The 22,039-nt window shown below is 61.0% G+C and carries 23 protein-coding genes; 7 read left to right on the top strand and 16 right to left on the bottom strand.

Annotated features, from left to right (window positions below):
* Positions 1-460: 460 nt before the first annotated feature.
* Positions 461-691: a hypothetical protein gene (locus AAFN47_RS27015; RefSeq protein ID WP_499812336.1), complete on the top strand. Its 231-nt coding sequence runs from the start codon at positions 461-463 to the stop codon at positions 689-691.
* A 218-nt stretch (positions 692-909) separates the two neighbouring features.
* Positions 910-1,173, top strand: coding sequence for a DUF1488 family protein (locus AAFN47_RS27010; protein ID WP_499812335.1), 264 nt, complete (start codon positions 910-912; stop codon positions 1,171-1,173).
* A gap of 27 nt (positions 1,174-1,200) precedes the next feature.
* Here AAFN47_RS27010 and AAFN47_RS27005 read toward each other — a convergent pair whose 3' ends face one another.
* From AAFN47_RS27005 to AAFN47_RS26995, 3 genes are read right to left on the bottom strand one after another with little or no spacing between them, the layout of a single operon-like run.
* The gene (locus tag AAFN47_RS27005) at positions 1,201-1,512 is read right to left on the bottom strand and encodes a hypothetical protein (RefSeq protein WP_499812334.1); all 312 of its coding nucleotides are present in this window, start codon (positions 1,510-1,512) and stop codon (positions 1,201-1,203) included.
* Positions 1,512-2,030: a 3TM-type holin gene (locus tag AAFN47_RS27000; RefSeq protein WP_499812333.1), complete on the bottom strand. Its 519-nt coding sequence runs from the start codon at positions 2,028-2,030 to the stop codon at positions 1,512-1,514. The genes AAFN47_RS27005 and AAFN47_RS27000 overlap by 1 nt, the downstream gene beginning before the upstream one ends.
* Complete coding sequence (locus tag AAFN47_RS26995) at positions 2,030-2,677, bottom strand: glycoside hydrolase family 108 protein (RefSeq protein WP_499812332.1); 648 nt, start codon at positions 2,675-2,677, stop codon at positions 2,030-2,032. The genes AAFN47_RS27000 and AAFN47_RS26995 overlap by 1 nt, the downstream gene beginning before the upstream one ends.
* A gap of 151 nt (positions 2,678-2,828) precedes the next feature.
* Between AAFN47_RS26995 and AAFN47_RS26990 the strand changes: the two genes are divergently transcribed.
* Entirely contained in the window at positions 2,829-3,209 is a 381-nt protein-coding gene (locus tag AAFN47_RS26990; protein WP_499812331.1) for a hypothetical protein, read from the top strand.
* A gap of 104 nt (positions 3,210-3,313) precedes the next feature.
* Here AAFN47_RS26990 and AAFN47_RS26985 read toward each other — a convergent pair whose 3' ends face one another.
* Together AAFN47_RS26985 and AAFN47_RS26980 are read right to left on the bottom strand one after the other, a co-directional pair.
* Entirely contained in the window at positions 3,314-4,195 is an 882-nt protein-coding gene (locus tag AAFN47_RS26985) for an alpha/beta fold hydrolase (RefSeq protein WP_499812330.1), read from the bottom strand.
* Positions 4,196-4,328: 133 nt separating this feature from the next.
* Complete coding sequence (locus tag AAFN47_RS26980) at positions 4,329-6,371, bottom strand: hypothetical protein (protein WP_499812329.1); 2,043 nt, start codon at positions 6,369-6,371, stop codon at positions 4,329-4,331.
* A 142-nt stretch (positions 6,372-6,513) separates the two neighbouring features.
* On the opposite strand from AAFN47_RS26980, the gene AAFN47_RS26975 reads away from it, so the two are divergent.
* Positions 6,514-7,044, top strand: coding sequence for a YjaZ family protein (locus AAFN47_RS26975; RefSeq protein WP_499812328.1), 531 nt, complete (start codon positions 6,514-6,516; stop codon positions 7,042-7,044).
* A gap of 232 nt (positions 7,045-7,276) precedes the next feature.
* Here AAFN47_RS26975 and AAFN47_RS26970 read toward each other — a convergent pair whose 3' ends face one another.
* Positions 7,277-7,573 carry a hypothetical protein gene (locus tag AAFN47_RS26970; RefSeq protein WP_499812327.1) on the bottom strand — a complete coding sequence of 99 codons (297 nt, stop codon included), beginning with the start codon at positions 7,571-7,573 and terminating at the stop codon, positions 7,277-7,279.
* A 53-nt stretch (positions 7,574-7,626) separates the two neighbouring features.
* Positions 7,627-7,827: a hypothetical protein gene (locus AAFN47_RS26965; RefSeq protein WP_499812326.1), complete on the bottom strand. Its 201-nt coding sequence runs from the start codon at positions 7,825-7,827 to the stop codon at positions 7,627-7,629.
* 119 nt (positions 7,828-7,946) lie between these two features.
* Between AAFN47_RS26965 and AAFN47_RS26960 the strand changes: the two genes are divergently transcribed.
* The 3 genes from AAFN47_RS26960 (at position 7,947) to AAFN47_RS26950 (ending at position 9,544) form a co-directional block, all read left to right on the top strand.
* Positions 7,947-8,183 (top strand): hypothetical protein, encoded by a 237-nt coding sequence (locus tag AAFN47_RS26960; RefSeq protein WP_499812325.1) that lies wholly within the window; start codon positions 7,947-7,949, stop codon positions 8,181-8,183.
* Positions 8,180-9,094, top strand: a complete 915-nt coding sequence (locus AAFN47_RS26955; RefSeq protein ID WP_499812324.1) for a BRO-N domain-containing protein — start codon at positions 8,180-8,182, stop codon at positions 9,092-9,094. The genes AAFN47_RS26960 and AAFN47_RS26955 overlap by 4 nt, the downstream gene beginning before the upstream one ends.
* Before the next feature lie 126 nt (positions 9,095-9,220).
* Positions 9,221-9,544, top strand: a complete 324-nt coding sequence (locus tag AAFN47_RS26950; RefSeq protein WP_499812323.1) for a DUF2004 domain-containing protein — start codon at positions 9,221-9,223, stop codon at positions 9,542-9,544.
* A 182-nt stretch (positions 9,545-9,726) separates the two neighbouring features.
* Here AAFN47_RS26950 and AAFN47_RS26945 read toward each other — a convergent pair whose 3' ends face one another.
* The 9 genes from AAFN47_RS26945 to AAFN47_RS26905 all read right to left on the bottom strand — a co-directional run bounded on the left by AAFN47_RS26945 (position 9,727) and on the right by AAFN47_RS26905 (position 22,004).
* Positions 9,727-10,215, bottom strand: coding sequence for a hypothetical protein (locus AAFN47_RS26945; protein ID WP_499812322.1), 489 nt, complete (start codon positions 10,213-10,215; stop codon positions 9,727-9,729).
* A gap of 209 nt (positions 10,216-10,424) precedes the next feature.
* Entirely contained in the window at positions 10,425-12,920 is a 2,496-nt protein-coding gene (locus tag AAFN47_RS26940) for a hypothetical protein (protein ID WP_499812321.1), read from the bottom strand.
* Positions 12,917-14,809, bottom strand: a complete 1,893-nt coding sequence (locus AAFN47_RS26935; protein ID WP_499812320.1) for a hypothetical protein — start codon at positions 14,807-14,809, stop codon at positions 12,917-12,919. The genes AAFN47_RS26940 and AAFN47_RS26935 overlap by 4 nt, the downstream gene beginning before the upstream one ends.
* Complete coding sequence (locus AAFN47_RS26930; RefSeq protein WP_499812319.1) at positions 14,806-17,646, bottom strand: hypothetical protein; 2,841 nt, start codon at positions 17,644-17,646, stop codon at positions 14,806-14,808. The genes AAFN47_RS26935 and AAFN47_RS26930 overlap by 4 nt, the downstream gene beginning before the upstream one ends.
* A gap of 2 nt (positions 17,647-17,648) precedes the next feature.
* Entirely contained in the window at positions 17,649-18,161 is a 513-nt protein-coding gene (locus AAFN47_RS26925) for a hypothetical protein (RefSeq protein ID WP_499812318.1), read from the bottom strand.
* 10 nt (positions 18,162-18,171) lie between these two features.
* Positions 18,172-20,202, bottom strand: a complete 2,031-nt coding sequence (locus AAFN47_RS26920; RefSeq protein WP_499812317.1) for a phage tail protein — start codon at positions 20,200-20,202, stop codon at positions 18,172-18,174.
* Positions 20,202-20,825: a phage connector family protein gene (locus AAFN47_RS26915; protein ID WP_499812316.1), complete on the bottom strand. Its 624-nt coding sequence runs from the start codon at positions 20,823-20,825 to the stop codon at positions 20,202-20,204. Before AAFN47_RS26915 ends, AAFN47_RS26920 begins: the two co-directional genes overlap by 1 nt.
* Before the next feature lie 48 nt (positions 20,826-20,873).
* A complete protein-coding gene (locus AAFN47_RS26910; RefSeq protein WP_499812315.1) occupies positions 20,874-21,143 on the bottom strand; it encodes a hypothetical protein in 270 nt (89 codons plus the stop codon).
* Positions 21,144-21,158: 15 nt separating this feature from the next.
* Positions 21,159-22,004, bottom strand: coding sequence for a phage capsid protein (locus AAFN47_RS26905; protein ID WP_499812314.1), 846 nt, complete (start codon positions 22,002-22,004; stop codon positions 21,159-21,161).
* Between the last annotated feature and the right edge of the window lie 35 nt (positions 22,005-22,039).

The following is a 22,039-nucleotide window of genomic DNA, read 5'->3' as shown; positions in this document are numbered from 1 at the left end:
GATCCTTGTCTTTTATCTCGCTCAAGAAATCTTAAATCGCCCTGCCCCCTTGTTTCCACTACACTGGGAACACATATGCTGGTTGTAGATTACCTTGATTTGGCCGATATGGCTTCGCGGTGTCAGAGACCCGCCATTTACCCCAAATTTCGTTTAACAGGCGCGTGACGCGATCGTCGCGCATGCTCCTTTTCGAACCGGAAACGAAACCAATACTGACACGGATGTAGTGGCAGTTTCGGAAGCGATTCCCCGATCGGGATTACTGGAGAAAGGAAATTCGAACATGGCCAAAGGACAAAAGCGCGGGAACCGGGAAATCAGAAAGCCCAAGCAGCCAAAGTCGCCGCCAAAGTCTGAGAACACGTTCAGCAGCCAAATCAGACAAGCGGAAACAAATCCCCGTCGCGGCAAGGGTAGCAGCTGAATACTGCGCGACTGCGAACCGGAGATATTGTTGATGAGGGTAGTGGTTGAATTCTACCGCACCCGTGACGCTGATGACCTTCATGCCGCTATCGGTCACCAGACCATGGAAGTAGCCGATATCGAAGATGCAATCAAAACTGCCTGGAAACTTTCGAAGACACTCGACATGCCGCAGCAACCGAACGGCTTGTCAATCACGGATGCTGACGGTGCAATAATCTACTCGGGCGCAATAGAAGGCTTCGATCATGACAAGGAATAAATCTCAGTCCAGGAATATCACCTCTATTGACGTCTGGGAGAACGAGGGAGGCTCTCCAGATCCCGGCGTTCCGGCATACATGCAAAGCAAGAATTACACCGATCGGTTAGACACAGTTGTGGATAAACTGGTCGCCAATCGTTGGAGGACTGAACTCCGCCAGAACCTGTTAGAGAAATTGCCTTTTCGGAACAATCCGCATAAAAAGGACCGAACTCATGAGTCTGGCGTTTCCCAATCCCAGTCGCAGCTATGATGAAGCCCGCAACGCAGTCCGCTTTGTCGGCCATGACGGAATGTTTGAAGTGCCGTTCTTTATAGAGGCGGGAGCATTGTGGGAGCAAGGCGACAAACTGCCGTCCGAGACTGATTGCCTTGCCGCATTCGATTCATCGCTCGCTTCGATCCACAGGGCCGCCTGCAAAACTTATTCTCGTGGACGTAAGACACCGTACATCCTAAAGGCCGTCAATTTCCGCTAGTGGTGGAAATCCGGAGCCGGTCATCCACTATTGGCTCTCCACCGCCTGCAGAATCCGCTTCAGCGTCTCGTTCTGTTGCTGTTGGGTGACCTCAATACCCTTTAACCTCTCCCGAACATCTCCTGCTCGCTCTTCAACCCGTTGAAGGCGGCCGGACATCTGCATGATATCGGCCGCCTGTATGCTCAGATTGGTCTCCAGTACGGTCACGCGCTCGCCCAGGCCGAACCACATGCTCAGACCCCCGATGATCATGCCCAGAATGGTGATGATGTTGCCGACGGAGAGGCGCCAGTCGATAAACCGGCGCGCGTTGCCATTCATCTCGTTGATCGCCATCAGTTCGAGCCCTTTGTCTTTTCTTTGGTGCGCTGGCCGACATAGTAGCCGACGACGCCGGCCCAGGCGGTCATGACGGGCACGACAATGCCGATTAGCGGCAGCACGGAGGCGTCCACGGGAATCCTGGACAACAGCATGACGCAGACCGTCGCGACGATGATGAGGCAGCCGACGGGAAACAGAAAGCCGTTCATCGGCCGCCATATCCTCGTCAGAAGATCTGCGCTGTCGCGGTCGCCCTTCGCAAGCTCGATATAGGCCTTGTGCGCTTCCGCGCCGGCGCGGGCGATGGCCGCATAGTCTGTCTCGATGGTCCGCACAGTCTTTGTGAAGATCTCCGGATCGGCGTTATAGGCCTGCTCGATCGCCTCTGGCGTGGCGTCCGTGCCGAGCTTGCCGGCGACCGTCTCGATGACGTCGCCGGCGATTGCGCCACCCTTTCCGCCTTTCGACTTCAGGATGCCTGCGAGGATCGGCGCGCCGACGCTGAGCAGGATTGTGACAAGCGCGCCCATCAGACAGCCGCCTTGTGATAGGCGTCGACCCGTGCGCTCGCCACGGCTGCCTTCTGCTTGAAAGCGGCCTCGTCCGCGCCATCGGCGACCTCCCGCCGGGCGATCTCCTTCACTTTCTGCTCTGTCCGCTGCCTGGCTGCTTCGCCGGCGCCTTTCGTCATCGCCTCGGCCGCCATGGCGACGGCCTTGACCTCGATGTCGGCGACACGGTTTGACCAGCCCTTGCCGAATGTCTTCCAGATCTTCAGGCTCTGCATGAAGGAGAGCCGCTTGCGGCAGATGTTTCTCACCGTCACCGTGTGGTCGGCCGGGCCGGAACCGGCGCGGAGCCATTTTATGCCGCGCGACACACCGGAATTGACGGCCGCGTCATAGACGGCAAGATCGACGCCCGGAACCAGATTGTATTTGACTGCCGTCGGGCGCCAGTACTCGTCTTTGTAGAGCCGGAGCGCCTTCGCATAGGTGATTGTCTTCACCGGCTTTGCCGGCAGCTTCCGCTTCTTGAGCCAGGCGTGATACGTCGCTTCGGTCACGCCATACATGGTCTTGCCGCCCGGATCGGTGGAATGGTTCGACCAACCACCCTCCCATTTCGCGGTGATGGCATGGCAGATGTTAAACCGGTCGGTTGTGGAAATCGTCATGTTGCCCTCAATCACTTCCTGAAAATCCAGGAGCGATTGTGAGGGATGGTATCTCTGGTCAACTGCTACGATGACTGGAACCAGGAGGCAGAATTTGCTAGACAATAGTCGCAACACGGAGGGGTTGGATTTGTCTTTCATGGAAGCGGTCATGGCACAGCCGCCGCTTGTCACCTACTGGGTCCTTTGGCTGACCTTTATTATGACGATCTCCTGGATTGTGTGTCTCTTCTCAAAACAGACACGCCTCGACGCGGTCGTTCTGTTTATTGTGAGCGTTGCGGTGATGATCTCGATGCAGTGGATGTATGCCACTGTGGGGTTCGTCAGACTGCTTGGATTGCCCCATGTCGTGCTTTGGACGCCCTTGTTGGTTTATCTCGGCTACCGGGTGTCACGGGTCGATTACAAGACACCTTTCCGGCAAATCCTCTACGTTCTGATGGCTTCGATCGCGATATCGCTGTTGTTCGACTACGTCGACGTGGCGCGCTATCTGCTCGGAGAGCGGGGGGCGATTCCGCCTGCATGATCGATTTCTCACTGACTCCGCTTTTGGGGAACCTGCAAAGTAGAAAGGCCACCCACCAGTACTTTTCTGCTATCTCCAATCGCAGCTGATGACAGCTTTGAGACTCAACCAGCTTCATCAAGAAAGTTCAGGACCGCCTCGTTCAGCGCCATTGGTGCGTCCTCTTGAACGATGTGGGAGGCCCCTGAGATGACCTTCTGCCTTGCGTTTGGAAGTCGTCCTGACAGATCGGCATTCAACAGCTGAAATACGGCGGGGCTTTCAGAACCGGTCAACAGCAATACAGGCATGGAAACTTTGTCGAGGCTGGCGCCAATCAGGTCAGGAAATCCTTTGTAGAGCGCCTGTGCACGATCTGCCCCGCGATTGTCCCATACTTGTTGGTAACGCTCGGCCGAAAGTGACGCAAACCACCGGTCGCCAAGAACGCCCCGGCCAAAGCGTTCGACCGCCGTTTTGTCATCGCCATTTCGGAAAGCTTTTTCTGCTGGCGCCAAGGCGCCTCCACCAAGCTTGGCGATCGCGATGGCCAACCTTGGGTGTCGAACGAACAGGCCGATCATCTGATTGATCTTTGGCGGAATATTGACATGCATCGACACAACTGGCGGTTCGATCAGCACAACGCTGCGAAAGAGTTCGGGCTGTCGCATGGCGAGTATGAGTACAATCAGACCGCCCCAGGAATGCCCAACGATATGAGCAGGGTTGGCATCGAGGGAATTGATCAGGCTTGCTAGGTCGTCGACATGAGTTCCGATCGGGTCTGGCGCGTCAGGCAAAATCGGCTGGTTCGGGCAGTGATAGCGTCGGCTGTATAGGATCGTCCGATAGCGTTCTGCAAAGGGCGTAATCTGGTTGCTCCAACTTCGCATATCCGAGACGCCGCCGTGAACAAGCACCAGGGGAATGCCTTCACCGGCTTCATGATACGCGAGTCTGGTGTTGTTGATGGTCAAAAACGAGACGTTGTCGAAGTTGTCCATAGGCCAAGCATACAATAGATGCGTGAAAATTTGAATGCCCGCCGGTCCGCATCACAGTACCTGGTGCTTGCCGTTCTACTTATCCGTCAGCAAATCTCCGGAACCAGGTGGATGCCGCACAACAGCCGATTGATCAAATCGTAACCGTCCCCTTCACCGCCACAGCCACAGTCGCCGGCTCAACAAACTCTCCCGTCTCGTCGAGGAATTGCACACGCGCCATCCAGACAGACTTGTCGCGGATCACCGGAATCACGATCCCCGGATAGGATGACGGCGTCGCTTCCACGACGACCTGAAAAGCCGAGCTCGCCATCTGCCGATTGAAGGTGATCGAGAAATCCGTGTCGCTGTTGCGGGTGACGCCGTTGATGTTTGTCTCGGTCTCGATCGTGGGATCCGCGCCGGTGTTCGTCGTGAAGGCCACATAGGCCTCCGTCTTGCCGACGCCCTGGTCTCCGAAAACAGAGACGATGTTCTGCGTCTGGTTTGAATCGGCGATCAGGCTGGAGGTGTCGCCGTCAAACTCTTTCGAGATCCGGTTGGCGGCGCTGGACGAACGAAACACGTTGCCGGTCGCAAACAGCGAGGAGCCTGTCGAGAGCAGAACACAGCCGCCCGTATCGTCCTCGTGATAGCTCGAGGCGTTCGTGATGGAGTGGTTCAACACGTTTCTCACCCCGTCGAAATGATAGCCATAGAGCGAAAACGAGTCGGCGTAGCATTCCGAAACGATGTTGTTGTCGCCCACCAGGCGAAACGCCGTTTCCATCGTGCCCGTGGTCGGCACGTAGCTCCAGGGATGCACTCGCGAAATCATCGAGCCGTAGATCTGCCCCTGGACGCCCGTCTTGCAGCCCAGGATCACCACGTCGGAAATCAGCGCGTCCGAGTTCGATCCGGTGAGGTCAAAGTAGATGCCGCGCGGTGAAGCGCCGGAGACATCGAAATTGTTGTCGGCCGAGCGCTCCAGCAGGCCATCGTGAATACGGGCCTCGTAATTGTTGGCGCTCTGCCCCTCGGTGCCGAGATGGATGTAGTTGACGTCGCAGTCGGTGAAATGGAAATCGGCGATTTCCACCGCCTCGTATTCCTTGAGAAAGAGCACGCGTTCCGCCAGATAGTTGGCGTCCAGCTTGCCGCCGCGAAAACGGACACGCTTGATGCGATTGGCCGCTCCGGTGGCGACGTTCAGCATCGCAAACATTGCAGCCTTGGCCCTGACAACGCATCCGGCCTGCAGCTCGAACGACACGCCAGGCAGCCACTCTAGCTGAGACGCAATCGCGTATTTGCCGGGCAAACCATGCACGGTTGCGCCATCATCAAACCCCGCCGCATAGTCGATCGCGGCCTGCATGGAGGCGCTGCAATCCGTCGCATTGTCCGCCACGGCGCCGAAATGGTCGAAAGTGATGAATTCGTCGGCCGGCACCCAGAGCCGCCCGTCGGCGGTGGTCAGCGCCGGGGTGGCGGCGTCGGCATCCTCGACGTAGCGCAGCGCGCGGCCATTGTGCGCCACCAGCAAGATCTGCGTGAAGTCGGAGATCGCCGTCGCCTCGGCAAGATCACGGCTCGCGAAAAACTTGACGGCGATCGACGAGGCGTGCGCGGCCGCTTCCGCGCCGGCGGCGATGGCGATCTCCGCGCTCTCGACAGCGGCGTCGGCATACTCCTCCGCGTTTTCCAGATCCTCCGTTGTCGGCCCGTTGATAAGGCCGCTTTCGTCATCGTTCCACACCAGAAGCGCGCCCGCTTCCGGCGTCGGCAGCGGCTCGAGCTCTACTCCGTCCAGCTTTATTTTCAGCGCCCGGCGGGTTTCCCGCTCCAGTTCCTGGTGGATGATGCGCGCCCGGTCCAGCTCGTCGTCCAACACCCTGCTCGAGAACCGGCCATTGGTCACCAGCGAGGTCAGCCGGTCGAGCACTGCCTTGCCGATGATGACGATCTCGTCGCCCTCGGCAGCGGCGGTGGTCAGCGTCAGCGCGCCACCGGCCGCCTCCCCTGCGCCGCTCAGCGTATAGTCGGTCGGGTTGGATAGTTCGACATCGTTCTGATAGGCGGCAATGTCCGCCTCGGCCTGAAAGGGAAACGGGATGGCGAAGACCGTCTGGCTGTCAGCTGCGGTGTAGACGCGGTAGCGATTGTCCTGGTTGATCGGAAAAACAGCGCTCATGGCCGACCCTCATTTTGGGTGTCGATGATGACTTATCTATGGTTGCGTCAACTTCACACACGCGCAAACAGGCACTAAGAATGGTGAACCGGACCGACTCGGTATCGGCCCGTCAATATTCCTGACGAGTTCAGATTCATTTATGGATAACATCGAAATAGACGGCATAGTCCACGACCTGAGCCATCTTCGTCGTTTTATCGTGGCTGTTCCCGGAAAAGGCAGAGACAATTCAGAGCTTCGTGTCGCTATCAGGTTGAGGTTGCATACGATTTCGCGTTCCTGCGTTGCCGGGGAAGACCCCAACATGCATGACGAGAATGGCCAAGCTCGTGTGTTTTGTGAGGACCGCTACACGTTCTCCCTCGGCCTTCCAGAGATCGCGCGGCGGATGGTTGAACAGAATTACTTCTGTTGGGAATCCTCCGATCGCAACCGATCCATGAATTATGCCGTCGTCGATGTGGCGCCGGGAAGAATACGCAATCTCCAGAACGGAGAGCACTACGTAATCTTCTTCTATTTATATCCGTCCGGCGGGACAGCCGCAGATGTCGATTTGCACATTACAAGTTGCTATTTGCGCTTTATGCATTTCGACAGAATCAAACGCCGTTACAATTTGCACACGGTGCTGCGAAAATGTCTTTTTGATCAAAAAAGAGTGCCATAACAAAAAAGGCTCCCGCAAGCAGAAGCCCTTTTGTATATTTGAAGCGAGCGTGCCTTACCGTGGTGTACCGGCCTCTTGGGCGCACATGCATACGGCGACCTGTTAGGGAAGCCTCGCTGTCCGTAGCTGATCCCTATATAGGGAAATTTCGGCAGAATGGCAAGCCAAGTTGGTGTACCGGACCCATCTCACAACTCGGATGGTGTCCAGTACATGCGCATCATGACTGCGGCTAGTTTGCGACCACCCAGGTCCCGTCGACATCACAGAACGCATAAAATTCGGGGCCTACCAAGTCATTCGCATCCATGCTGATTTCGACAGTGGAGTCTGATCCGATTTTCATCCACGCTTTTTCGTCGTTGAAAACACATTCCGTGACAGTACAGTCTTCCTGCTCAACGATGTCACAACGAATGCGGGTGAAGACAGCAAAAGCGCTTCCGTCTGAAAAGGAAATTCCTGCAGAGTATTCACCAAAGGTTATTCCAGCAAATGTCTTGCCGAGGATCCGCTCCTCAAGTGTCATATTGCACCTCAATGCAAATTGCCGGACCCATCCCACAACTCACGGTTGATTTCTTAATCGTAATTCGCGTCTTTTTCAAGATAGCCGTGAGCAATTAGCCAGTTCCGCAGGATACGGCGGACTGCTTCCGGGCGCGATGGCTTGTCGGGCTCGGAAGAAACATAGGAGTCCAACGGCGTGAGTAAGTCATCCTGAAGGCGCGTCATCACCGGCGTTCCTTTACCAGTAGCAGGCGGCCCAGGTTTTTTCTTCATCCGTGATACCACAATTATTGACCAGCATTGGCAACCGTGGTATCACAGTCGCGAGCCGAAGGGAAGTTGGCGCTTCCGCTCCGGCTCTCACCGAAACCCCGATCACAGGAGGATCGAGGATGGCTGCGGCTATTCATACACCATTGGACTCTGAAGAAAACCCGCATCGGCTGCAGGTGGAGACGGATCTCTCCGAAGCGCAGAACCTGCTCAAACTGCTGGAATTCGTGGCGGAAGACGCCGAAGGCCAGCAGTGGCTTTCCATGCGCGACACTGTGCTTTCCACCCTCTTCACGATCGACGACAAACTCAAGACGGTCGACCGGTTCGTCAATGCATCGGGCGCCCGGCAATGATGCACGTTCCTGTCAATTTCGCGTTCGAGGAAAATCTCGTGCGCGTCGTTGAGATCGAGGGCGAACCGTGGTTCGTCGGTGTCGATGTTTGCCGTGCTTTGGGTCTCGTAAAACCGGAAAATGCGCTGTCATCGCTCGACGACGATGAGAGTTACACCCTTAGTAAGGGTGTATCTAATGGTCTTGATGGTCCGGATGCCCGTCTTGTGGTGTCCGAACCGGGCGTTTTCCGCCTCGTGTTCCGCTCCCGCAAGCCGGAAGCGGAGCGATTCAAGCGCTGGCTGGCGCATGATGTGCTGCCGCAGATCCGCAAGACGGGGCAATATCGCCCGGAAGGCGACGCGGAGCCGCTGCCGGATCTCGACAGTTCGTCCGTGCAGGTATGGCGCACCCGGCTCGACATGGTGCGCGAGGCGCGCATCCAGTTCGGGCCGGCGCGGGCGCGGCTGCTCTGGTCGAAACTCGGCCTCACGCCGGTGCCTGAGCTCACGCCCCGGCTGGAAGGCCCCTCGAATGACTGGCGGGATTGTCTCGAGCATCTGCTCTCGGTTCCAATCGAGGCATGGAAGGACGGCGAGCACGGCACAATTCAGGAATTGCTCGAAGCGATCGACCGTGACGCGATCACGTTGACGCAAGCCCGCGAGACACTGGCGCAGGTCGAAATCGGCCTGATGGACAAGGGCTTCACCGGCCCGTCATGGACGCTCTGTGTGCCGAATTTCGGAAACCGCATCGGCCGGCTTTTTCGCGATACCGAGTGGGCCGGCCGCTGGCGTCAGGCCCTGCGGCAAGGCCCGCCTCATATCGTCATGTTCGACAAGTCCCGCAACAGCAAACTGATTGCCGGGCGGTATGTGCGTTGTACGCTGATTGACATGGATGGGTGGCGAAACTGGATACGGGAATAGCAGCCCATCGACCGCCTTGCAGACGGATTGGCCATTGCCGGGACGATCCTAATCATGCACTTTCCGTACGATATGATGTGTATCACAATACTAATTGGCAAATGAGGCCACGCAAAAGAGTTTCTGATGGACACGACACAGTACGAAAAGGCCGCGCGGGCAGCGATCAGGGCCTTGTATGGGACACCCGAGGGCGAATATGGCCCGACACTATTTGTTTCTCACCATCTAAGTGAACTGGATGCCGATGCTTGGATCAAGGCTTGCCAGACTAAGGCTCCTGAGGCCGCTGAAGTTTTGGATTCACTTGTTTTGATAGGTTCATGGAGTTCCACCGGTGACGACAGAACCGATGTTTTCGATTTCAGTCTACCGAACAGCGTTACAAACTACCTTCTATCGGTTCGCTTTGTTGATGGAGAAGTCGCCGAAGTTACGATGGAAAGCTAATGATTAGGAACCCAAACTCGACCCTCTATTAGCACTGCTGGCGGCAGGATCCGCCTCATATCGTCCTGTTCGACAAGTCCCGAAACAGCAAGCTGATTGCCGGGCGCTATGTGCGGTGTACGTTGATAGATATGGATGGGTGGCGGAATTGGGCGCTGTAATAGTGGACGATTGTTAGTTTTCTAATCGGTTTTCACAATCCAGTCTTCTGAATCGGGATTATAGCGCCACGAGATGATAGTTGGTTCATCTTCAACCGCGAGTTCCAAGATATCAATAATTTCAGTTATCGGTATCCGGTAAATCCATTTTCGCTTCTCAAAATCTGAACTTGTGTACAGTCCATCCCAATTGCGGTCTTCTCGTCTTATAGCATAGGTGAAATCGGCATGAATAAATTGATTACAGACGAACATTGCGCTTTTGGAAACGCATTCCTCGGTTTCGAGCTCATATAGCTCGTCAATATCCTTATATATTAGCCGATGCGGCCTTCCGCTGAATGGACATCTGAACACCTTTGCTTGGTGATTTTTGAATCTACTCGAGAACTTGCCAGCTTCGGCTAATCTTCGAACCATAAAGAGAGCCAAGGTAATATCTTTTTCAAAATTCACGACCAACCGTTCCGACCAACGCGGCGGATTCTTCACAGGCCGGAACTTCTTCACGTACTCTGCGATGTCATCCCGCCAAAAATGTGATTCTATGACCAAACAAATTTGCCCCGAGTACAAACGCCATCAGCTTGACTACTCTACTGTATGGAACCGTGAATAGCCAACATCACAACCCCATGTTGAGATAAATCAAGCTGCGCGGCGTTATGCACAGGTCGAATGCAATCGTCCCACCCACGTCCACACATTCTCGGTAATATCTACCAGCCCGCTACACCCCCCACATCCGGCCACCTGCTCGGCATCCTCTCCCCCGGCCGCCAATAAAACTCCTGCCCGTATTCCCGCTTCCAATACTGCTGCTGGCGCTTGAAGGCCGCGTTGGCCTCCGGGTCCGCGAGATACTGCAGCTGGTCCATCAATAGCCGCTCCCAGGCAAGCCGCAGATACCAGATGTTCGAGCCGGGTACATTCCCCCGTGCAAACTTCACAAGCTCGCGCCCGAAGTGGGTTTTCTCTCCGGAGGCGAGCTGCACGGCGTTGCCGGCCGTCAGGTTCCAGAAGTCGTTGGCGCGCTCGATGACAGGGCCGGCGACTGTCGAGGCGAAGCCGCCGCCATAGCGGTTGATGTCGGCGAAGAGGAAATCGCCATAGATGCCGAGCCCGCCGCCCTGCAGCAGCGCGCCGCCCCAGAAATCCTTCGTCGTCATGTCGCGCGGATCCCGCCCAGCCGCCACCTGCTTGATCTGCAGCGCCAGCGCGCCGAACACGGCCGTCGCAATCAGCAGGCCGCCGGCATAGGCCGCCCCCAGCGGCCGCGTCTCGCGCGCCGTAACCAGGTGAAACATCCGCCGGCCGTGCAGCAGGATCATCACCGCGCCGAAACTCTTGAACTGGGCGAAGGAGCGCACGACCTCGCCGATAAAGGTGCCCGGCCGGTTCTGGTCGATCATCGCCGTCCTCGAGCGGTGCGACGTCGAGGGTATCGCGTATTCCGTTTCGGCCTGGATCATCTCGAGCCAGCGTTCGGCCAGCGCCGGGTCGATCCGCTCGGCGATCTCGACCGGCCTCAGAAACGCCACGCCATTGCCGCCGTCGTGCAGCTCCGCCTTACGGATCAGATCCCACTGGTGAGCGGTGATGCCGTAGCGGCGAAAGGTGTTGCGCAGAAGCTCCGGCAGATCCGCAAAGGCTTGGCCTGCCCGCTTCGCCGCTTCGTGCTGGAAGGCGAGGCCGAAGGCGTGCCGGCCGGCCTGGGTAAAAGGCGTCAGTCCCGAATAGGTCAGCACCCGGTCAGCGAGATAACGCGCCCATTCCGGCCCGCCCAGCGTGCCGACATAGCGCGCCTGTGCATGAAACACATGCATGGCGTTGTCGAGGATCAGGCCGCTTGCGACACCCTCGCGCCGCGTCGCCGGCAGCATGGCGCGGATCGTCTCCGGCAAGGCGCCGCGTGATGCAATGCCTGCGAATTCTCGCGCCACCATCGACGTGCCAAGGTCGCTCAGCGCGGAGATCGCGGCTGAGCCAAGCACGCTCGAGGTAATCAGGCTCCTGCCGGCCGAGGCCACATTCGCCCACCATCCGTTGACCGGCGTTTCCAGCGTCCCGCGGATCGAGCCCCAGACGGCGTCGATCCGGTGCGTCGCCACGCTGGCGCGGTCGAGCGCCCGCTCCGGCTTGCCGGCAAAGCGCGACGGCTTTCCCGCAGCCTTCGCATGCGCTTCCTTCGTGACGGCCTGTTTCAGCCATTCGATCGTACCCTGCGGGTTCGGCCCGAGCACCTCCATCGCGGCGATGTCGCGCGCCATCATGTTGATGTGGCCCATCATCGTGGCGAACGGGTCGTTGCCGCCATAGGCGCGCTGATAGGCAAGCCAGCTGTCGGCGTCACGAAACGTCAGAAAGCGGTGTTCGGCCCTCTGGTTGGCGAGCGCGCCGCGGCCCATCGCCTGCCGTTTCGGCTCCCGCCGGTTCCAGCCATCGGTGACGATGCTCAGAAACACATCATCGAGAATATCGTCCAGCTCCTCGCGGCCGACCCGCTCGCCGGTCAGCGGATGCACCATCCGCGCCGCGTCCAGCATCGGCCGGATATCCTCCTTCCACTGCTGCAGGCCGCGTTTTCTCAGCGCCCTTGCGTCATGATGCTGTGGCAGGCCCCAGTTCTCCAGCTTGCCGATCGCCCCGCCGGCGGCGTTGAAGCGCCGGCGTAGCCAGTCGGCCGTCTTGCCCCAGCTTGTCGCGAAGCCTTTGGCGGCCGCGTCGCCTGTCGCCTCGCCGAAAGCCTCGCGCACCACATTGTCGAGCTGGGCGCGATGCCAGCGCGCCTTGTCGCCTCCAATCGCCCCGCGCCGGAAGTGATGGAGCAGGTTTTCCATCTGCGCATGCGCCATGCCGATGATCGCCCGCCGCCGGCCCTCGACGCTGGAAAACGCCGCCGTCCCGAAATGCTCCAGCATGTCCAGCGCGCCGCCGGCGATGTCGCGCCAACCGCCGGCGTTCCTGTGCGCCTGCAGATCCGCGTCGATCCGACGGATCGACTTGATCGCCAGTTTCGCCTGGCGCTTCTTGTGGGCGCTCTCGGCCTCGAGCAGCTCTGCCAGCGCGCGTTTGGCCTCGGCGTCCGCCGTCGCAGCACTTTGCGTTCTGTGGTGCGCCTCGAAGCGTTTGAAGTCGCGCTCCAGCCGGGCCGCATCGTCGGAGGAAAGTTCGCCGCCGGAAACGGCTTCCTTCAGGCAATCGGCAAAGCTCATATCCGGCAGGCCTCCACAACCGCTTTCATTGTTTCCGCGCGCTCGATGTCGACCAGCACGGCTTTCACGCTCGCCACGCCATCGCCGAACGGGATCTGCAGATCCTCATCGAGCTCCGCGAGATCGCCGGCCTCGAGCCAGTCGTCGGGATCGTTGAGCGCCGGCTCCGGTCCGTCGAGCTCGGGCGTTCCGGTCCGCGAGGTTGACGCTGCTTCCAGTTCCGCGTCGCTCCAGCCGGGCGGCAAATCGGCGGCGGGCATTTTGCCCGCGCGCTCGTCTGCGGCGATGAACACGCTCTCCACCGCGTCGAATGGATCCACGCCGGTCTCGTTCACAAGCTTCGCCGCGCGGATGATGATGTCGTCAGAAACGCCAGGGCCGGCATAGCGCGCTACCTGGTCTATGAGATTGCGCACATGGTCGGCGTCGTCCCCGGCGCGCGCCGCGCCGTCACGGGCCGTCGTCATCTCTCCGTCGATCGCATCAAGCAGATCGCGAACGGTTGATTGCGACACCGCCTCCTCAGGCGTCCCGTACAGGTCGTTGAAATAGCCGGCCTCAGCGGCCGCCTCGCGCGCCTGGTCCAGCGGCTTGCCGCTTTCCTTCACCAGCCGGCCACGAAAACGTTCGTTGACTTGGTCCGCGCCGATCGCCGCCAGCTCGCCACGAAAATCCCGCACGCCGCCCTCGGCGATGAGAAAGGACACTAGGCCGGTCTCGCCGGTCGCGGCCTCTTGCTGTCCACCGGCAAGCGCGCCGACAATCCGCTCCACCTGGTCCGGATCGGGATCCGCGATAAACGGCGCCGCCTCGGGTTGCGATATCGCCCTTTCAGCCTTCGAGACGGCGCGATCGTGAATCTCGGGATCGACCGTTTCCGGCCGCGCGAAATCCGCGTGGTCGCTTCTGGCCTTGGCGGCGAGAGCCCCGCGCGCCTCCGGCGGCAGGTCCTCGTTCACCGGCGACAGCAGATCCGCCGCGGCCTGAGCATTGCCGGAAAGCGCCTGCCGCGTGCGTTCCGGCATGTCCGGCTGGCGGGCAAGCGAATCGGCCACAGCGTCGCGCTGCGCCGGTTTCAACAGAAAGCGCCCGCCCTCGGCCAGGCTTGCGCCGCCGGCGCCCAGCACGCCGCCGAAAGCACCTGCAAACGCGATGTTGCGGATCGCCTGGTCAAGCCCCGCATCGAGGCCGGCCTCCCTGCGCCAGGCCTGCACGGAGGGCTGCAGCAGCGCCTCGCTGCCGGCGTTGATCAGCGCCTCTTTCGTGGCCACGGTCAGGATGCGGCCAAACAGGGTGCGCGCGCCGCCTGCCCCGCCGCCAGCGACCAGCGAACCGACGGTGATCGGATCGCGAAGAGAGGCCAGCCCGCCGCCCGCCAGCATCGCAGCCCATTTGCCGGCGCCGTCGCGCGAGCCGGCAAGAACAGCCAACCGCTGCTCCGCGTCACGGGCGATCGCGCGGGCGTCCTCTGCCACCGGCCGGTCCGCGCCGATCGCCTTTGCCGCATCGGGGAATTTTTCCGCCAGTTCGGCAAGAAGTCTTGTGAACGCGGTTGACTTTTCGTCGACGAGTTTCGCGAGCCCTCGCGAGCTTCTCCACTCCCTCAGGTCAACGTCCCGTGGCGGCCGGAAGAGATCGGGGTCGGTAAAGCGCCGGCGAAACGCGGCGTCGGCCGCCACAAGCGGGTTTTCCAGCCGCTGGCCTGTCGCCGCCTCGATGGCGCGGATCCGCCCGTCATAGGCCCGCTCGCTTGCCTCGTAGCGCCCCGTGGCGTTGTCGACATATTGCAGGCTTTGATACGCCGCGTCGAAGATCGAGCCGAGATCCGCCTCGCCGCCGGCGAATGTCAGCCGGCCGGCCGGTCGCGGCTGCTCGTAGATGAAACTCACGGAAGCAGGTCCCGCCACTGGAAGCCAATGTCGCGGCCCTTGGCGTCGTAAAGCGCCCTTGCGTCGAAGCGGTAAATGCCGCCTTGCGGCGTCTGCAGATAGCGCGGATCGTCCGATTCCGGATCGCCCAGCGCCAGGTAGTATTCGCCCTCGCCGACCGCGACCAGATGCGCCGAGCGGATATCGCGCAGCTTGATCGCAACGCCGTTCGCCGTGCCGATTTCCGGCATCATCGCCAGATCCTCGGCGGACAGCGACTGGACCAGCCGCTGCAGGTCTTCCGCCGGCATGTCGTGCGGCGCGATCGTCATTGCGCCGTTCACCTCCGTCACGCCGCCAAACTGCCGGCCATTGATTGCGCGCGCGCCCAGCGCCCGGTTAAGCGCTGACTTGTACGCGCTGTTGGCTTCGCTGCCCTCTTCGCCCACCTTTGACGGGTCGAAGCCTTGCGTATTCGCCGCCTGCTCGAACAGCAGCGCCGCCGTCTCCAGCACCGCGCCGCGCGTCTTCGGTAGCGCCGTCAGCGCTTCGGCCGTCACGGCATGGGCGGCCTGCGCAAAGCGGTCGGCCGAGGGCATCTTGATCTTGTAGGCTCCTGCCTTGCGGACTTCCAGCACCCGCGACACATCCACCGCCACGCTGCCGTCGCCGCTTGCCGCGGCAATGCCGGCGACATGGGCAAGCATCGGCCCTTGCTCGCTCACTTCCGAAAGCACGGCAGGCGCCGCATCGCCGAACGCATCACGAACGGCCACGGCGAATTCCGGGATCACCGTCGGCTGGTCGGTCATGGCGCGAATGAAGGCCGCCCGCTCCGCCGGCCGGAACACGGTCAAGGGCGTCCCGTAAAGATCGGAGACGGCGCGCGCCTGGTCGCGCCTCAGCTGCAGGCTCGTCTGCAGGCTCTCCGTGCTCGAAGCGTCGATCGGCTGCAGCTCGATCGCCCCGCCGGCGTCGGCCTGTCCCAGCGGGTCGGCCTGCCGTTGCTTGATCACACCTTGCGCCCGCGTCGTCGCCTGCTGCCAGATCTGCAGCGCTTCCAGATAGCCTTCCTCGCCGCCCTGCGGTTTGAGCGTTTCCAGCCGGGCGATGATGTCGGCTTCCGGCTGCAGATCCATGCCGTTGACGGCGTCCCAGGTCTTTTCCGCAAGATGCCGTTTCTGCAGGATCTCGGCCGCCTTCTCGCGGCCGATGAGATTGACGATATCGTCCGCCTCGTAACCGAGTTCGGACATATCGAGGCCCTTGCCGGTCGCCGCATAGGAGGCGATATCGTCCTCGAAAAACCGGATTACCCGCGCCTGCTCCAAGCGCTGTTCCGCGCTGTCGCGGTTCCGCGCCGCCCGCGCGTCGCGATAGAGCGTGTCCGACAGCGCTTTCACCTGCCCGTAGCCGAAGTCCTTCAGCGGCCCCTTGCCATCCGCCCACTCTTCCATCAGGCCAAGCGCGAGTGCTTCCTGCTTTTCCGGACTGTCCAGCGCGTCGAACACACCGCGTATGCGCGCATTGGCGGCGCTCTCGGCCAGCGCGTCCTTTTTCGCGGCGGCGGCGGCCGGCGTCAGGATGCCCTGCGCCACCGAGCCATCGATCGCCCGGCCGGCGCGCTCGAGCTGACCGGCGAGAATTGCGTCGCCTTCCGGGCTCGCGCCAAGCAGATAAGCCTGTTTTTCGATATCGCGTGTCTGCGCGTCGATCCCGTCATTGGCGGCCTGCACCTCTTCGGCGCGCAGCCGGCCCTCCTGGCGCACCAGCACATCGCGGGAATAGGTCTGCATCCGGTCAGCGAAATTCTTCTCGAAGATCTCGCTCAGCCGCGGATCCTGCATCGACGCGTCGTTCAGATACTGTTCGCGGATCTCTGCCGCGCGTCCGCTGAAGGCCTGCGGATCGTCGCCATTGTCGATCCAGTTCTGCAACAGCTCGTCGGAAAGCGCCTGCTGGATGCGCCAGCTATAGGCGTTGATCGCCGCCCGGTCGAAATGCTCGCCGCGCACCGTCCCGTCGCGGCGAAGCGCCAGCGGCGTTGTCGAAAGCGGCTTCTCCTCCGGAGGGTTTGGCCCGTCAAACCGGACCTGTCGCGCCGGCGGCGTCTCGATCGAACGGAAGCGCTCGAGGCTCGATCGGTAGGTCGCCACATAGTTGCTCTGGTTCGTCTCGAAGGCTTGCCAGGTGCCTTTCAGAGCGTTGACAATTCCGGTCGTCAGCCCGCCCGATTTGAGGTCGGCCGAGAGGTCGCGGCCGGTCACTGCCCGGTAGTCCTCCTGCGCCAGACGCCATGCGGCCCGGTCTTGGCTAACCGCGTCGAAGGAACCGCCGCCAAGCCGATCCCATGTCGTTTTGGTGATCTGGTAGCGCCCGGCGGCGGATGATCTCCTGCCGTCCTTTGTCGGCTCGAAAATCGCCGGATGCCGGGTCAGATCGGCAAACTCCGCGCCGCCCGCCGGCGTATAGCGAACGGTGTAGCTGCCGGCGCTTTCGTCGGAAGCGACCGCATTCAGAAAGGCCCGCGCATGATCCGGCAGGTCGGTCGCCACCGGGTCGCCGGCGCGATAGGGTTTAGCTCCGGCGCGGGTCGCCGCGGCTGCATCGGTCTGGCGTTTCTGCAGCGTGCTTGCGGCTGCGGCCTCGCCAACGCCGATGCCCTTCAGCTCCGCTTCCCGCCCCGCCGCCTCGTCGGCCAGCCTGCCGAGCTTTTGCGCAAAGCCCGCGCCGATCGCCGCCACGGCGCGCCAGGTCTGGCCGGTATCCACAGCGAACGAAGGAACATCGGTGCGGATCCGCGCCACGCCGGTGAAGGTCTGGATCCTGCCGGGATCGCCCGTCTGGCGGTTCGCCATCGTCAGCCCCGGTCCACAAGGTCAATGCCGAAGTCGGCGACCGATCCAATTGCTCCAAGCAGCGCGCCGCCCTGTGTCGCGCTTGCCTTCTTCCGCAGGTTCCGCGCCTGCGAGCCGAGCACGGATTTGCGGAACTCACTGTCCCGCCGGTCGATGGAAATTTCCTGTGCGGCGCGCTTCTTCGCCGTCGTGGCCGCGCTCGCGGCGATGCCGCCGGAAACGTCGATCCCGGCGGCGGCGAATGCAACATCGTTCTCGCCGAGCACGCGCGCCAGCTCCTGCTTCATCTGGATCGACCGGTGGATCTGCTGGTTCTGTTCCTGCCCCGCTTCAAGCATCGCCACATCGGCCTGCGCATTCGCCTGGGCTGCAGCCGCCGCGCCCGCGCCAAGCGTACCGAGCACGGAAACGACCGTGCCGACGCCCTGCAGCACGGTAAGCGCTGTCGAGGCCGCGCCCGCCATCGCACCACCGCCCGTCAACACGCTTCCCAACGCCGCCACCGCCAGTTCCATATTTACCCCCTCAGAGCCGCGCCGATAGCGTGACCGAGCGCACCGTCATCCGGCCCGGCCGCACCTGGCTGATGGTAATCGTCGGCTCGTCCTCGTAGCCGCGCAGGCCCCGGATCTTCAGCTGTCCGGAATAGGGAGCCTGCAGCTCCGGCACGTCGGCCTCCGCGCCGTAGCGGATCAGATCGATGTCTTTCACCGACCCGCCATTCGCAGCAATGGCAATCGACGTGGTGTCGAGCACGGAAATCACCACCGAATGAATGCGCGCCTTGCGCTTCATCACGATGTTCGGCCCGATGCGGCGCGACGGCGGCAGTGTCGTGACAACCGGCGGCTTCCAGGTGCCGACCGTCGCTTCCAAAACAGCGACCGGCAGCGCGATCGAACCGCCGGTGACCGAATAGGGACCAAGCACATGATCATCGGCGATACACCAGACCTCACGGCCATTGAATCGCGCGAGATTCGGTATCGTGTCCGTTTCGGTGTCGAAGGTCTGGCTGTAGGCCTCGTCCAGCAAAAGGCCGCTTTCCGTCCGTTCCAGGCGCATGCCGCCCGGCCGCTCGACGATCCACGAGATCTCCTTGCGGCCGTTGCGGCAAACCGCATGAAACGTCCCGTCCGTCTCGAGCCGCGAAAAGGCGGTGACATCCTGCTGGCGCAGCAATGTCGACTGCAGCGCCGAGCCGTCATCCTTGACGACGGCGAGCATGTTGCCGTCGGTGGAGTGCGCGGCAGGCCGCTGGGCCAGATCCTTCACCCCGTCAATCAGGTGCGAGGCCAGCAGCGAGATATCGAGCGACTGGAAATTGCCGGCCGTGTCGAGATATCGAAACTCGCCCAGCACGCCGCCATCGCCATAGGCAAAAACCGCAGCGCCCTCGTTCTCGACGATCGGCACGCCGGGCCGGGTTCCGTGCCGGCTCGCCTCCACATGATTGGGCGCTTCGGTCTTGGAGAGCGTCCGTTCGGCCAGCCAGTATTCCGCTTCCGTTGTGAAGAACTGCAGGTTCCGGCCCTTCACGATCTGCAGGATCCGCTCGCCGCCTTTCACGTCCATCGGGATCAGCGCCGGCCCGTTGGCCTCCGTGAACCGGTCGTCGAAATTGTAGTAGTCGCCGACCGTGCTCATCATCCAGGCATTGGGCAGAGAACCGAGCCCGCCCATGATCAGCCGCTGCGAATAGAAGGTGCCGCAGGATGGCCAGCCACGATCGTCAGAAATCACAGCTTCACCCGGAGCAACGCCAACCCTTTTCTTGAAGGCGATGACTGCGGCGTCCGACTTGTTGATCACCGTGCCGGAAACCGCCCAGTCGTCGCCCAGATTGTCGTCGCCGTTGAATTCGATCCGGAACTTTCGGTCGCTCAGCGTGCTGACGGTGACGCCTTCTCCGACATTCGGAAGTTCGTCGATTGCCGCCTGTATCGCCGCTTCGGTAACAGCCGTATCCGTATCCCAGCTGATCGACTCGGTTTCCTGGTTGCTGATCGTCAGGTTGAAAACAGATCCGGTTACAAGTCCGACAAATTCGAGATGCCAGGCGGCAGAAACCCCGTTTTCGTAGTCATCGCCATAGTCGTAAGTCGGAATATCCTCGAGCGGCGCTTTATCGACTGACCAGCTGGTTTCGCCCTCATGCTTGATCCGCTCCGGTTCCAGCTCCCGGTGAAACAGGATCATGGTGTCGAGCTGCTGCGCGGCATCTATCTCCCCCAGCATGTCGGCGGTGACGTTCGTCGAGAATGTCTGGAGCTTGCCCGCCTCGCCCCAGGCTTCGGCCGCGCCGGGCCCCAGCACGATGTCATAGGCCGAGCCGTCGGACGCGGTGAAGGAAAACAGCCGTGCGGCGTCCGATTGCAGTTCGCCGATGTCGCGCAGGCCGGCCCTCACGCGAAACCCGCCCTGCGGGATGATCTCCACATTGGCGGCGTAAGACGCGCCGGTGTTGTAGTATTTCAGCTCGTCGCGATCGCCCAGATGCGGGTCGTGCTCGCCGGAGGTGAAACTGCTTTGAAGTGTTCCGGGGCTCGCGACCATCAGCTCAACCAGGCGCGCGTCAGTGGGTTGTTGTCATAGTCGGGCTTTCGCGGCGGCGTCGCCTGCCCGTCCTCGCGGATCGCCGCGCCCATCTTGCCGCCGCGAAACATCTCCGAAGGCGCGCCATAGGCTTCGCGGTACAGGGTCTCCTTGCCCTGCCGGTCGTTCGCGAGCGCATAGGAAAGATCGGAAGCGAGCGCCGTCACCGTGGCGGACAGAAACGTCGCGCTCCAGAGATGCGGATCGGGCAGAAACTTGATCGCGGCGAACAACGCCTCGGCGTCGGAATGCACCGTGCTGCCGACAAGCGTATAGCGGCTGAAACGCGCATCCGGACAGGTGATGTCGTCGGTGATGTAGAGCGGCGGGCCCAGCCGTTCGGCCGGCAACTCGTACACGTAATCCCAGCCGGTGAAAGGCGTGGCGTTGGTCAGCATCGACAGAGGCCTGATCGTCGTCGCCCAGGAAAACCGGTAAATCCCGAGATTAAACCTGACGATCTCCTCGTAAACGAGTGAGGCGGCCTGTCCGCCGCCGAGATCGTCGTCGAAATCCTCGATCGGCTCCGCGCCGATCCGGGCGCAGGCGGCGTTGACGACGTCGAGATGGGTGAGCAGCGCCATGGGTCAGCCTCGGAAAAGCGGCCCCGGCCGAAGCCGGAGCCGGATCGATCACGCCACGGTCTGCGCGGCGATCGTCACCGCGCCGGAGGTGATGTCGGTGACGATGTAGTTTTTCAGCGCCGGCGATCCGTCGAGATCCAGCGACGCCAGAATGATGTCGCCGACCTTCAGCCGATCCGACAGGTCGTTGAAATAGTCGGAGGTCTCGACGGCCGCCGCGTCGTCGTTGGTGAGATAGGCGTGCAGCGCGCGGTTGGAGCCGGCGGCCCCGGTCGTGGTGCCGATATGGGTGATGGTCTTGAAGCCCTTCAGGTTCATGGTCTTTCCTTCCTGTCAGACGATTTCGATTTCGGAATCGGTGGAGGTGGTGAAGCGCTTCACGCCATTGCCTTCCTGCAGGGTCGTGGCGGCGCCCTTCGCCTGCATGTTGATCGTCCACCAGTCCTCGTAATTGTCCCATTGCGGGATCACGCGGAGATCCGTGTTGTTGCCCCACCCCATGGCTGATCTGTGCCAGATGAAGAGGTCCTGCTGGTTGGCGCCCGGTACGGGATAGAGATCTTCCGCCTCCTCCTCGACGAAGAGAAACCAGTTCACTCCGTTCCAGAAGCGCGTGTCCGTCGCCTTGACGAAGGGCAGATCCGGCCCGACGTGATCGGCCGAGTTCACCACCTTGTTGGCGAGCAACTGGTTCCACTGCAGCGGCGGCAGGCCGCAATAGACCTCGCCGTTCCAGGACACCTTGTCCTCCTGAAGCATCTTGCAGAGCGTGAGCGCATTGGCGGCGGTGAAGGCGCCGGAGGAAAAGTCGATATGCGCGTCGGTGTGGGCTTCCGCCATCTTGGCGTAAACCTCGATGTCGGTCGCGCGGCCGAGTGCGTTCGCGCCGCTCTCGTAGACGACTTCCTTTTCGTCCACGGTCATGCGGTCGACGTCGTATTCCTCGACCGTGTCGAAAGCGACCCAGGTCTCGAGATCGACCTCGAACTTCTTGCGTTCGCCGTTCGACGGGATGTTGCGCTGGTTGCGGGTCTTCTTCACGGCCTTGGAGGTGCCGGCGAGCCAGAAAACGGCGGTCTTGTTGTTTTCGATCGTAAGCGGTGTTTTGACCCCACCTTTCCGGTAGGTTTGTGATCTGCGAGTCCGTTCGAGATGTATTTTCTCACGGAGTAGCTCCATGGATGATCACAGTGAGTTTCTCACAAGTTCGGATC

Origin of the sequence: Hoeflea sp. CAU 1731 (genome assembly GCF_039888615.1) — a bacterium.
Lineage (GTDB): Bacteria > Pseudomonadota > Alphaproteobacteria > Rhizobiales > Rhizobiaceae > Flavimaribacter.
The sequence above is the reverse complement of the archived record's forward strand: the minus strand, read 5'-3'. Positions and strand labels throughout refer to the sequence as shown.